The following is an 11,758-nucleotide window of genomic DNA, read 5'->3' as shown; positions in this document are numbered from 1 at the left end:
AAGCAGTGGTCGTTGAAGAGCGTGTAGCCCGTCCACATCAGGTTGGCGCAGATCCGGGCCGGGACCCGCCCGGTCTGGGCGCCCATGCCGACCAGCGCGACCGACCGGATGCTGCCCGGGTCCACCATGTTCTGCCGGTGGACGGCTTGGAAGGCGGCGGCGCAGGCCAGGGCCACGTTCAAGGTCTCACTCACGTTCTGCGAGGAGCCCTCCATCGTCGGCGCCGAGATCAGGTACCTCGGGACGACCGCCCCGGTCGGCACGCAGACCGCCCCGCCCACCGGCATCAGGCCCGCGTACCGGTCGCGTATCGCCTTCTGCACCCGCAGCTGGATGCCGGCCCCCAGGTGCCTCTTGATGGCCGCGTCCGTCCCGCCGTCCATCCGGCCGCGGGAGTTGGTCGGGCTGACCCAGGCGTCGACCGGCTCGGCGAGGATCGAGCCCTGCCGGATCTCGACGCCGGGGGTGTCGGCGAAGGCCGAGCGCCACGACTCGACCACCATCGCGTCGAGGTCGGTCAGCACCACCCTGAGCGGGTACTGCGCGTGGTACGTGGACATGCTGCGACTCCTGTCGGTAGGCCCCGGTTCCTCCGGTCGACGACGACGCTAACGGGTGCCACTGACAGTCCGTCCGGCCCGGCTCGGCCGACCGGGATTGTCAGTCCCGTCGGATAGGACTGTGGTGTCCGCCGGGAGAACTGACGGACACTCACCTCTCCTCATTCCTGCCGTACGTACCGAACGACCCAGCCGGAGCGCCGCCACCATGAACGCCGTCGACACCCCCGCCGCCGCCCAGCCCGACCCGAACGACCCGCTCGCCCTCGCGGAGCTCTTCCAGGGCGGCGGCGAGCCGTGGCTGCCGCTGCTCAAGCCGGTCATCGAGGCGCAGCCCGCCGCGGCCTCGTTCATCGGCCCGGGCCGCGGCCCGGACGTCGTCCCCGTCCGCGAACTGACCTTCCAGGCCCTCAAGCCGCACGCGCCGCACAAGTGGAAGGTCGTGGTCTTCGGCCAGAACCCGTACCCGCGGCCGGAGAGCGCCACCGGCATCGCGATGTTCGACAACGCCTTCCACGACTGGAAGGACAGCCAGTTCGGCCGGGTGATCAGCATCCGCTGCATCATCAAGGCGGCGGCGATGTGGAAGTACGGCATCCCCAAGAAGACCCCGATCGCCGACATACGGGCGCTGCTGAAGGAGCGGGAGACCGTCCAGCCGCCGGAGTGGTTCCAGGCGATGCTCACCCAGGGCGTGCTGCTGCTGAACGCGGCGCTCACCGCCAGCGCCGACGGGGCGATGGGCCCCGACCAGCACACCGCGTTCTGGCGGCCGGTGATCGAGCGGATCATCGAGGAGATCCTCCGGGCCAAGCAGGAGGCCGACGAGGAGGACCGCGGCGTGGTCTTCGCCTGGTGGGGCGCGCACGCGCGCACCCTCAAGAGCGTCGTGCGGCGGCTGGAGAAGAAGTACCCCGGGGTCGAGGTCCGCCACATCGACCACGCCAACCCCGCCGCCCAGGGCGACATCTTCTGCGACAACGACCACTTCGCCACGGTGAACGCCGCCCTGGCCTCGCTCGGCGCCGACGAGATCGACTGGCTCCCGAGCAAGGGCTGGAACACCGGCGCGGCCCAGCACGGCGGCGCGGACGGGGGCGTCGCCGAACGGATGGGCGCGTTCATCGCCTCCACCATGGAGCTGCACCAGCTCTACCTGGACCGGCTCGCGAGCGTCAAGGACGAGGGCCTCGAACTCCCGGCGATCAGCGGGGTGTTCGACACGCCCGTGCTGGGCTTCCGGGACGCCGTGGCCCCGGTGGCCAGGCTGCTCAACGGGCTGGACCGGCACGTCGCGCTGTCGCACGACTTCGGCAAGCGGCGCGCCGACGAGGGGCAGACCGCGGGCCTGTCCGCCGACGCGATCGCCGCCCTCTACCTCTACACCTGCGAGTCGGCCTTCTACCGGGAGATCAACGCGGTGCTGCGCTCCCCGGACCGCGGCCGGCTCGTCCCGTACCTGCCGTACCTGCGGCTGCTGTTCGCGGCGGTCTCGCGGCTGCCCGTCCGCACCGAGCCGCTCTGGCGCGGGGTGTCGCTGGACCTGCGCCGCCAGTACCCGCTCGGGCGGACGGTGACGTGGTGGGGCGTGTCCTCCTGCACGTCCAAGCTCGGCGTGGCCCAGTCCTTCCTCGGCAGCCGGGGCAAGCGCACCCTCTTCGAGGTGCGCCCGCGCCGCGCCGCGGGCATCCAGCGGTTCTCCGCGTTCACCGGGGAGGAGGAGTTCATCCTGCTGCCGGGCACCCAGTTGGAGGTCACCGACGTGCGGGCCCAGCGCGGCGGGCTGTGCACGGTGACGCTGACCGAGCTCGCCGAGGGGCCGCTGGTGTCCTGACCCGGGGGCGGGTCAGGACACCCGGCGCAGCCAGCCGTGGCGGTCCTCCGCGCGTCCGTACTGGATGTCCAGCACGTGCTCGCGCAGGGCGAGGGTCTGCTTGCCGGGGGTGCCGCCGCCGACGGTGAACTCGTAGCCCTCGCCCTTGAAGGCGGTGATCGGGGTGATCACGGCGGCGGTGCCGGCGGCGAAGACCTCGGTGACCGTGCCGTCGGCGGCGCCGGCCCGCAGCTCGGCCAGCGTGATGGCGCGCTCGACCGGGGCGAGCCCGAACTCGCCCGCCAGCGCCAGGATCGAGGAGCGGGTCACCCCGTCGAGGATGGTGCCGAGGGCGGGGGTGACCAGCTCGCCGGAGGAGGTGATCAGGCACAGGTTCATCGTGCCGGACTCCTCCAGATCACCCTCGCCGCCGGTGTCGTCCAGGAACAGCACCTGGTCGCAGCCGTGCTGCTTCGCCTCCAGTTGCGCCGCCAGGCTGGAGGCGTAGTTGCCGCCGCACTTGGCCGCGCCGGTGCCGCCCCGCCCGGCGCGGGTGTACTCGCCGCTGACCCAGAGCGTGATGCCCGTGACGCCGGAGGCGAAGTACGGCCCGGCCGGGCTCGCGATCACCGAGTAGGTGACCCGGTCGGCGGGGCGGACGCCGAGGAAGGCCTCCGAGGCGAACATGTACGGCCGCAGGTAGAGGCTGGCCTCGCCGCCGGAGGCCGGCACCCAGGCCTCGTCCGCCCGGACCAACTCCTCGACGCTGGCCAGGAAGTCCTCCTCCGGCAGCTCGGGCAGGGCGAGGCGCCGCGCGGAGCCGGCGAAGCGGCGGGCGTTGAACTCCGGACGGAACAGCCAGACGCTCCCGTCGGCGTGGCGGTAGGCCTTCAGCCCCTCGAAGATCTCCTGCGCGTAGTGCAGCACGGCCGCGCTCGGGTGCAGCGTGTACGGCGCCAGCGGGCCGATCCGGCGCTCGTGCCAGCCCTCGGCGGAGGTCCAGGTGGCGGTGGCCATGTGGTCGGTGAAGAACTTCCCGAAGCCCGGCGCGGCGAGGATGCCGTGCCGTTCCGCCTCGGGGACGGGCTCGGTGGTCCGGACCAGCGGGAAGGTTCCAGTCATCGTCAACTCCTCGGCTCGCAGGGCGATCCGTCCCGGGCGCGCTGCCCGGCGGCGCCGTCCACGGCATGTTAACGGCCGTTCCCGCAGGCCGTCCCGGCCGTCCACGCAGTGGGCAGGGCCCCGGCGGACGGGAGGTCTGCCAGAATCCCGGTATGGCTGAGCACGGGAGTGACCAGAGGTACCTGTTGGACAACCGGCAGTCGGAGGCGGGTGTCCGCTTCGGGGCGCTGGCCGAGCTGTTCGACCCGGTGACCTTCCGGCACGTGGACCGGCTCGGGATCGGGGCCGGGATGCGCTGCTGGGAGGTCGGGGCCGGCGGACCGTCCGTGCCGCTCGGGCTGGCCGAGCGGGTGGGGCCGAGCGGATCGGTGGTCGCCACCGACATCGACGTCTCCTGGACCCGCGGCATCGCGAACGGCGTCATCGAGGTGCACACCCACGACGTGGCGTCCGACCCTCCGCCCGCCGGGAGCTTCGACCTGGTGCACGCCCGGCTGGTCCTGGTGCACGTGGCCGACCGCGCCGAGGCGCTGCGCCGGATGGTGCGGGCGCTCAAGCCCGGCGGCTGGCTGCTGCTGGAGGACGCCGACCCCGCACTGCAGCCGCTGCTGTGCCCGGACGAGTCCGGCCCCGAGCAGCGGCTCGCCAACCGGCTGCGCTCCGGCTTCCGCACCCTGATGGCGGGGCGCGGCGCGGACCTCTCGTACGGGCGCACGCTGCCCCGGGTGCTGCGCGAGGCCGGGCTGGCCGGCGTCGAGGCGGACGCCTACTTCCCGATCACCTCCCCGGCCTGCGCCGTCCTGGAGGACGCGACCGTGCGGCAGATCCGCCACCTGCTGGTGGAACGCGGGCTCGCCACCGACGAGGAGATCGAGCGCCACCTGGCCGCCGTCGCCTCCGGTCGGCTGGACCTGGCCACCGCGCCGATGATCTCCGCCTGGGGGCGCAGGCCCTGATCCTCGCCGAACGGGGGGCGGTGTCCCCGGCGGCAATGGGTCGCCGGGGGAGTTGTGTCAGGGACCGAGGGGGTCGTTCGTCCGATGACAGATGACATGGTGTCGTTCCGGGAGGCGGTCACCGCATGGGCGGCCGGCGGCCCCGGTGAGCCGGCGTACGAGCTGGCCGAGGTGCTGGACGTCCGGACGGCCGTCCTGCTCGAAGGGCTGAGCGACGCCGCCGCGGTCGAGGCGCTGGCCCGGGTGCGCGGCCGGGACCTGGCGGCCGAAGGGATCTGCGTGCTGCCGATGGGCGGCGCGATGAACGTGGGGCGCTACGCCCGCCGCCTCGGCCGACGCGGCCTGCGGCTGCGCCTCACCGGACTGTGCGACGAGGAGGAGCGCGGGTACTTCGACCGTGGCTGGGAGCTGGCCGGTGCCACGGCGCAGCGGTTCTTCGTCTGCGCGGCGGACCTGGAGGACGAGCTGATCCGGGCGCTGGGCGTGGAGACCGTCCGGGAGCTCATCGAGGCCGAGGGGGACCTGCGCCCCCTGCTGATCTTCCTGCAGCAGCCCGCCCAGCGGGACCGCGGCGCGCACCAGCAGCTGCGGCGCTTCCTCGGGACGAAGAAGGGCCGCAAGATCCGGTACGGCCGGGTCCTCGTCGAGGCCCTGGAGCCCGACCGGGTGCCGGCCCCGCTGGAGGGCCTGTTCGCGAGCCTCTGAACCGCTGTCCGCCCGTCCCCGCCACAATTGCTGACCGAGTAAAAAGATTAACCGAGTTTGGTTATGATGCTCGTGGACAGCGGGTGGGCCCGTTGCGGACGGCGGAAGGGGCGCGAGCGATGACAGCGGAAATCCGGCACGAGACCCGGCACGCCCCACCGGAAGCCGACGGCCTCGACGGCCTCGACGGCGAACTGCACCGCGAGCGCGCCCACGCGGCGGCGTGCCGGGCCGCACTCGCCCGACAGGTCGAGGACGCGGACCACCAGGTCGTCGCGGGCGAGGACGTCTCCGGCGACGGCGCCAGCGCCGAGGCCCTGGGCCGCTACCTGCGCACCCGCGCCAAACGGCTGAAGGAACTCCCGGAGAGCCCGCCCTTCTTCGGCCGCCTCGACTTCGGCGACGCCCCGGAGACCGGCGACCACCGCGGGCAGCGCTACCACGTGGGCCGCCGGCGCGTCTCCGAGGACCCGACCGCACAGCCGCTGGTGATCGACTGGCGGGCCCCGGTCGCCCGGGCGTTCTACCGGGCCAGTGCCCGGGAACCGCTCGGCCTCGCGCGCCGCCGCCGCTTCGGCTGGGCACCGTGGAGCCCCGGCGCGCCGGAGGACCTGACCGGCCTGGAGGACGAGTACCTGGAAGGCGGGCGCCTCGGCCTCGCCGAGTCGGACGGGCCGGACGGAACCGGCGGCGGCCTGCTCGCCGCCGAGATCGAACGCCCCCGCACCGGGCCGATGCGCGACATCGTCGCCACCATCCAGCCCGAGCAGGACGAACTGGTGCGCGGAGGGCTGAGCGAGTCCGTCTGCGTCCAGGGCGCCCCCGGCAGCGGCAAGACCGCCGTCGGCCTGCACCGCGCCGCGTACCTGCTCTACACCTTCCCGCAGCGCATCCAGCGCGGAGGGCTGCTGGTCATCGGCCCCAACCGGACCTTCCTGCGCTACATCGCCGAAGTCCTCCCCGCGCTCGGCGAACTCGACGTCACCCAGTGCACCGTCGAGGACCTGGTCGCAGCCCACCCCGTCCGGGCGGTGGACGACGAACGGGCCGCCGCGATCAAGCAGGACGCGCGGATGGCCGAGGTTCTGCGCCGGGCGCTGTACGGGCGGATCCGGGCGTCGGGCTCCGAACCGGTGGTCGTGCCGGAGGGCTCCTACCGCTGGCGGGTGTCCCCGGGCGAACTCGACCGGATCGTGACCGAGGTGCTCGACCAGGCGCCGCCGTACGCGACCGGCCGGGAGAACGTCCGCACCCGGGTGGTGACCGAGCTCCGGGACCGCGCCGAACGCCGGATCGGCGTCACCAGTGGCGCCTGGCAGCGGAAGGTCTCCCGCTGCCGGCCGGTCGCGGCCTTCCTGGAGGCCGCCTGGCCCGCGGTGCGCCCGGAGACCGTGCTCGCCGAACTGCTCGGCGACCCCGCCGCGCTCGCCGAGGCCGCCGACGGGCTGCTCGACGCCGAGGAGCAGGCCGCGATCCGGTGGGCCCGGCCGCCGCGCTCGCCGAAGAGCGCCAAGTGGTCCGAGCACGACCTGATGCTGCTGGACGAGGTGGCCGGTCTGATCGAGCGCCCGGCGAGCTTCGGCCACGTCGTGGTGGACGAGGCCCAGGACCTCTCGCCGATGCAGTGCCGGACCATCGCCCGGCGCAGCGCCTTCGGCTCGCTGACCGTCCTCGGCGACCTCGCCCAGGCCACCGCCCCCTGGTCGGCGGGCAGTTGGGCCGAACAACTGGCCCACCTGGGCAAGCCGCGGGCCGCCGTCGTCCCACTCACCACGGGCTTCCGCGTCCCGGCCGCCGTGATGGACCTGGCCAACCGACTGCTGCCGGCCCTGGACGTGGACGTGCTGCCGGCCGTCTCGCTGCGCCGGGACGGCGAGTTGACGATTCGTCGGAATGCCGACCTGGACTCGATGGTGGTGACCGCGGTGCGGGCGGCGCTGGAGCGGGAGGGCTCGATCGCGGTGATCGCCGCCGACCGGGAGGCGCAGCGGGCCGCCGCCGTGCTGGAGGCCGCCGGCCTGGCCGCCGCCCGGGCCGAGGAGGTCGGCACCGCGGCCCGGGTGACCGTCCTCCCGGCCTCCCTGGTCAAGGGGCTGGAGTACGACCACGTGGTGGTGCTGGAGCCGGCCGCCATCGTCGAGGCCGAGCCGCGCGGCCTGCACCGGCTCTACGTCGTGGTGACCAGGGCGGTCTCCCGCCTCGACGTGCTGCACTCCCGGCCGCTGCCGGCGCCGCTGTCCGCGGCGGGGGACTGAGGGGCGGGCCTCAGCCGGCCAGGCCCGCCAGGACCCGGGCGCCCGGGAGCCGGGTGAGCGCCCAGCCGGGGAGGATGAGCTTGCCCCGGCGGCGGCCGCTGCCGACCAGGACGTGCGGGGCCGCGGCCACGGCCTCGTCGATCAGCAGGGGCCAGGATCCGGGCAGGCCGAGCGGGGTGATGCCGCCGTACTCCATGCCGGTCAGCTCGACCGCGGTGTCCATCGGGGCGAACGACGCCTTCCGCGCCCCCAGGTGGGTGCGCACCGCCTTGTTGACGTCCACCCGGGTGGTGGACAGGGCCAGGCAGGCGGCCAGCGTGACCTCCCCGGCGCGCTTGGCCGCGACCACCACGCAGTTCGCGGAGAGCTCCGGCGGCGCGTCGTAGGCCTCGCAGAACACCGCGGTGTCCGCCTTCTCGGGGTCGGTGTCCACGTAGAGCACGGCGGCGGCCGCCTCCCGCGCGTCCCAGTTCTCCAGGGCGTCGGCCACGGGGGCGGCCAGTTCGGCGCGAACCTCCAGGGCGGCGAAGGCGGTGGTGAAGTTCCCGAAGGGCGGGTGCACGGAGTTGTCCATGCGACGGACTGTAGCGCGGTCGGCCGTACGCCCCCTCCGGGACGGTCAGCCGAACGGGACGACGGCGACCGGGCAGTGGACGTGGTGGATGACGGCATGCGCCACCGAGCCGAGGTGGTGGTGGAGCAGGGGCAGCCGGCGGGCGCGGCGGCCGACGACGAGGAGCCGGGCCGTGGCGGCCGCGTCCACCAGGGTGACGTTGGCCTTGCCGCGGATCAGCTCGGCCGACACCTCCACCTCAGGGTGGCGGGCCCGCCAGGGCTCCAGGGCCTCGCCGAGCTCGGTCCGTTCGACGGCGGAGACCTCGTTCTCCAGCCCGCCGATGGCGTCGAAGGCCATGTACTCGCTGCCGGCCGGCGGGGACCAGACGTGGACGACGCGCAGCGGCGCCGAGCGGAGCGCGGCGGCCTCGAAGGCGAAGGCCAGCAGGTCCTCCACCGGGTGCGCCAGGTCGAGGCCCACCGTCACGGGCCCGTCCGACTCCCCGCCCTCGGCCCGGACCAGCACCACCGGGCAGGGCGCCCGGCGCAGCACCGCCTGACTCACCGAACCGGTCAGGAAGCCGCGCAGGGTGCCCAGCCCGCGTGAGCCGAGCACCAGCAGCGCGGCGCCGCGCCCGGCGGCCTCCAAGGCCTCGGCCGGGTCGGCGGACACCGCCGAGGACGAGACCGGGAGATCGGGAAACAGGGCGCGCAACTCGGACTCCCGGGTGGCGAGTTCCGCCATGGCGTGCTGATGGACCTGGTCGCTGCCTACCACGTCCCGCTTCGGCCACGGCCAGGCCTCGACGACGTCGAGGGGTGCGCCACGGCGCTGCGCCTCACGGGCGGCCCACTCGGTGGCGGACCGGCTCTCGGGTGAGCCGTCGAATCCGACCACGACGGGTCCGGCGGTGACGGGTCCGGTCACGGCGTACTCCTCGGGTCGGCGGCGGATCGGGGCCTGCGCCAGGGCCGCCTCGGCTGCGGCCTCGGACAGGCTTCAGTATCGGCACTGGCGGGGAGCGGCGCCTCTCGGGGCGGGGCCCCGGTGCGTCAGCGGATCAGCACCCGCTCGCCCGAGCGCGGGACCACGGCCGTCCAGCCGAGCTCGCGGTCGATCCGGTCGCGCAGGGCCTGGGAGCCCTCGGGTTCGCCGTGGACGAGGTAGACCGCGTTCGGCGGCGGGGCGGGGCGCAGCCAGTCGATGATCTCGGCGGCGTCGGCGTGCGCGGAGAAGGCGGGGACGTTGACCACCTCGGCGCGCACCGGGACGTACGTGCCGTACATCTTCAGCGTGCGGGCGCCGTCCACGAGGTCCCGGGCGCGGGTGCCCGCGGCGGCGTAGCCGACCACGACGACGGTGTTGCGGGAGTCCGGCAGCAGGCTGCGCAGGTGGTGGACGACCCGGCCGCCGGTGGCCATGCCGGAGGCGGAGACGATGACGGCGGGGCCGTGGCCCCGGTCCAGGGCGAGTGACTCCTGGAGCGAGCGGATCAGGGTGAACGGCTCCGGGCCCAGGGCGGTCGGCCCCTGGGCGAGGACGTCCGGGCGCAGCTGGTCGGAGCCGCGGGCGAAGGCGTCCCGGTAGATCTCCAGGGTGGCCAGCGCCATCGGGCTGTCCACGTAGACCGGTACGGCGGCGGGCAGGCGGCCGGTGCGTCGCAGTTCGGTCAGCTGGTGCAGCACGACCTCGGTGCGGTCGACGGCGAAGGACGGGATGACCACGGTGCCGCCGCGCGCCAGCGTCCTCTCCACGGCCCGGGCGAACCACTCGCGGGCGGCCGTCTCCTCGTGGTGCCGGTTGCCGTAGGTGGATTCCATCAGCAGGACGTCGGCGCCGGTGAAGGGTTCGGGCGGGCACAGCAGGGGGTGAACGGGGCGGCCGAGGTCGCCGCTGGCGGCGATGGTGTGGCCGTCCTCCAGGGTGAGGTGGGCCCAGGCGGAGCCGAGGATGTGCCCGGCGCGGTGCAGCCGGAGCAGGATGCCGGCGGTGATCTCGACGTCGGTGTCCAGCGGGACGGGGTCGAACATCCGCAGCGCGTTCTCGACGTCCCGGTCGTCGTAGAGCGGTTCGGCGGGCCGGTGCTTGGACCAGCCGTGCAGGTTGGCGTGGTCCGCCTCCTCGCGCAGCAGGTGGGCGCTGTCGCGCAGGATCAGCTCGGCGATCCGGGCGGTGTCGCGGGTGGTGAGCACCGGGCCGCGGAAGCCGTCGCGGACCAGCCGGGGCAGGTAGCCGCAGTGGTCCAGGTGGGCGTGGGTGAGCACGACGGCCCGGACGTCGGCCGGGTCGAGCGGCAGCGGGCGCCGGTTGCGGCGGCGCAGTTCGGCCAGGCCCTGGAACAGGCCGCAGTCGATCATCAGCCGGGCGTGGTCGGTCTCGACCAGGAACTTGCTGCCGGTGACGGTGCCCACGCCGCCCAGGAAGGTCAGCAGGCCCGGCCGGGGTTGCGGTCGGGGCTCGTCCGCCTGCGGGCGGGGCTCGCCGACGTCGGTGGGTTCCGCCGTGGGGTCCGTCGTCATGGCCGCCTCCAGCACGGTGCGAGGTTCCTCCCATCCTCGCGCCGACCGGCCGGGCTGTCCTGGGCCGGGCTGTCCTGGGCCGGGACGCCACTGCGGGGATGCCACCGCCGGGACGCCACGGCGCGCGGCCGACGCGGTGCGCCCGGCCGCGCGGACGCGCAGAATCGGTGGTGTCACCGGCCCGCGCGGCGGGCCCGGAGATTGAGTCGAACGGCCCAAGCGCCGCGCCGGCCCCCGCAGGCACGGTGGAGGCTGACCGGCAGCCCGGCTGACCCCTGGAGGTGGCCATGTCCACCCGCGCCCTCGACGCAGCCACCGTGGAGGAACTCGTCTCCGCGGCGGCCGCAGCGCCCTCGATCCACAACAGCCAGCCCTGGCGCTTCCGGTTCCGGCCGGACACCTCGACCCTGGAGGTCCGGGCCGACCGCAGCCGGGCCGTCCCGGCGGCCGACCCGCAGGGCCGGGCGCTGCACATCTCCGTCGGCGCGGCCGTCCTCAACCTGCGGGTCGCCGCCCGCCACCTCGGCTGGGCGCCCGAGGTGCGCCTGCTGCCCGACCCCGCCGAACCCGACCTGCTGGCGGCCCTCCGGCTCGACACCCCGGCCACCGCCCAGGCCCTCGGCACCGAGCGGCTGTACGAGGCGATCTGGCGTCGGCACTCCATCCGCACACCGTTCGCCGACACACCGGTCCCGCCGGCCGTCCTGGACGAACTGGTCGAGGCCGCCCACGCCGAGGACGCCGCGCTCCACCTGCCCGACCACGCGGAGACCGCCCGGTTGCTCCACCTCACCGCCGAGGCCGAGCGCCGCAACGTCACCGACGAGGCCCAGCGCACCGAGAGCCGCGGCTGGATCCGCACCGGCGAGGTACCGCCGGTCGGCATCCCAGTCGGCGCGCTCGGCCCCCAGGACGCGGCCGGCCACCTGCCGATGCGCGACTTCTCCGCCATCCACGCCGCCGAGCACCGGGCCCCGGCCCTCTTCGAACGGGAGCCGCGCATCGCCGTCCTCACCACCGAGCACGACACCCCCGCGGACTGGCTGCGCGCCGGTCTCGCCCTGGAGCACGTCCTGCTCGCCGCCACCGTTCACGGTGTCCGGGCCTCCCTGCTGCACCAGGCCATGGAGTGGCCGTACCTGCGCTGGGAGGCCCGCGACCCGCACCAGCGCCCCGGCTACGTGCAGATCCTGATCCGCCTCGGCTACGGCCCGGAGGGCGCCGCCACCCCGCGCCTGCCGGTGGGCGAGGTGCTGGACCCCTCCTGAACCC

General features: G+C 74.5%; 10 protein-coding genes. 5 read left to right on the top strand and 5 right to left on the bottom strand.

From position 1 onward, the window contains the following. Nucleotides 1–560 (bottom strand): macro domain-containing protein (locus J0670_RS01965; RefSeq protein WP_207808939.1); only part of this gene is annotated, 560 nt, incomplete at its 3' end. 208 nt (nt 561–768) lie between these two features. On the opposite strand from J0670_RS01965, the gene J0670_RS01960 reads away from it, so the two are divergent. Further along, nucleotides 769–2,394 carry an ADP-ribosyltransferase domain-containing protein gene (locus J0670_RS01960; protein ID WP_207808938.1) on the top strand — a complete coding sequence of 542 codons (1,626 nt, stop codon included), beginning with the start codon at nt 769–771 and terminating at the stop codon, nt 2,392–2,394. 12 nt (nt 2,395–2,406) lie between these two features. On the opposite strand, the gene J0670_RS01955 is transcribed toward J0670_RS01960, so the two are convergent. Then, nucleotides 2,407–3,495, bottom strand: coding sequence for a branched-chain amino acid aminotransferase (locus J0670_RS01955; RefSeq protein WP_207808936.1), 1,089 nt, complete (start codon nt 3,493–3,495; stop codon nt 2,407–2,409). A 152-nt stretch (nt 3,496–3,647) separates the two neighbouring features. Here J0670_RS01955 and J0670_RS01950 point away from each other — a divergent pair, with 152 nt between their 5' ends. The 3 genes from J0670_RS01950 (at nt 3,648) to J0670_RS01940 (ending at nt 7,411) form a co-directional block, all read left to right on the top strand. Further along, nucleotides 3,648–4,451 (top strand): class I SAM-dependent methyltransferase, encoded by an 804-nt coding sequence (locus J0670_RS01950; protein WP_207808934.1) that lies wholly within the window; start codon nt 3,648–3,650, stop codon nt 4,449–4,451. Between the two features lie 84 nt (nt 4,452–4,535). After that, nucleotides 4,536–5,156, top strand: a complete 621-nt coding sequence (locus tag J0670_RS01945) for a TOPRIM nucleotidyl transferase/hydrolase domain-containing protein (protein ID WP_243436390.1) — start codon at nt 4,536–4,538, stop codon at nt 5,154–5,156. Nucleotides 5,157–5,275: 119 nt separating this feature from the next. Beyond that, on the top strand, nt 5,276–7,411 hold the full coding sequence (locus J0670_RS01940) for an AAA family ATPase (protein ID WP_243436389.1): 2,136 nt from the start codon (nt 5,276–5,278) through the stop codon (nt 7,409–7,411). A 10-nt stretch (nt 7,412–7,421) separates the two neighbouring features. Here J0670_RS01940 and J0670_RS01935 read toward each other — a convergent pair whose 3' ends face one another. From J0670_RS01935 to J0670_RS01925, 3 genes are all read right to left on the bottom strand, one after another. Continuing rightward, a complete protein-coding gene (locus tag J0670_RS01935; protein WP_374223051.1) occupies nt 7,422–7,973 on the bottom strand; it encodes a YbaK/EbsC family protein in 552 nt (183 codons plus the stop codon). Between the two features lie 57 nt (nt 7,974–8,030). After that, nucleotides 8,031–8,894, bottom strand: a complete 864-nt coding sequence (locus J0670_RS01930; RefSeq protein ID WP_207808931.1) for a universal stress protein — start codon at nt 8,892–8,894, stop codon at nt 8,031–8,033. 125 nt (nt 8,895–9,019) lie between these two features. Further along, nucleotides 9,020–10,486, bottom strand: coding sequence for an MBL fold metallo-hydrolase RNA specificity domain-containing protein (locus J0670_RS01925; RefSeq protein WP_207808929.1), 1,467 nt, complete (start codon nt 10,484–10,486; stop codon nt 9,020–9,022). Nucleotides 10,487–10,773: 287 nt separating this feature from the next. On the opposite strand from J0670_RS01925, the gene J0670_RS01920 reads away from it, so the two are divergent. Beyond that, nucleotides 10,774–11,754, top strand: coding sequence for a nitroreductase family protein (locus tag J0670_RS01920; RefSeq protein WP_207808927.1), 981 nt, complete (start codon nt 10,774–10,776; stop codon nt 11,752–11,754). The last annotated feature ends 4 nt before the right edge of the window (nt 11,755–11,758 follow it).

Origin of the sequence: Streptomyces sp. FH025 (assembly GCF_017427025.1) — a bacterium.
Lineage (GTDB): Bacteria > Actinomycetota > Actinomycetes > Streptomycetales > Streptomycetaceae > Kitasatospora.
Note: the sequence above shows the minus strand (reverse complement) of the source record. Positions and strands in the feature narration are given on the sequence as shown.

Coding starts and splice junctions, on each gene's coding strand:
- J0670_RS01960 (WP_207808938.1), top strand. CDS start 769: ATGAACGCCGTCGACACCCCCGCCGCCGCCCAGCCCGACCCGAACGAC.
- J0670_RS01955 (WP_207808936.1), bottom strand. CDS start 3,495: ATGACTGGAACCTTCCCGCTGGTCCGGACCACCGAGCCCGTCCCCGAG.
- J0670_RS01950 (WP_207808934.1), top strand. CDS start 3,648: ATGGCTGAGCACGGGAGTGACCAGAGGTACCTGTTGGACAACCGGCAG.
- J0670_RS01945 (WP_243436390.1), top strand. CDS start 4,536: ATGACAGATGACATGGTGTCGTTCCGGGAGGCGGTCACCGCATGGGCG.
- J0670_RS01940 (WP_243436389.1), top strand. CDS start 5,276: ATGACAGCGGAAATCCGGCACGAGACCCGGCACGCCCCACCGGAAGCC.
- J0670_RS01925 (WP_207808929.1), bottom strand. CDS start 10,486: ATGACGACGGACCCCACGGCGGAACCCACCGACGTCGGCGAGCCCCGC.
- J0670_RS01920 (WP_207808927.1), top strand. CDS start 10,774: ATGTCCACCCGCGCCCTCGACGCAGCCACCGTGGAGGAACTCGTCTCC.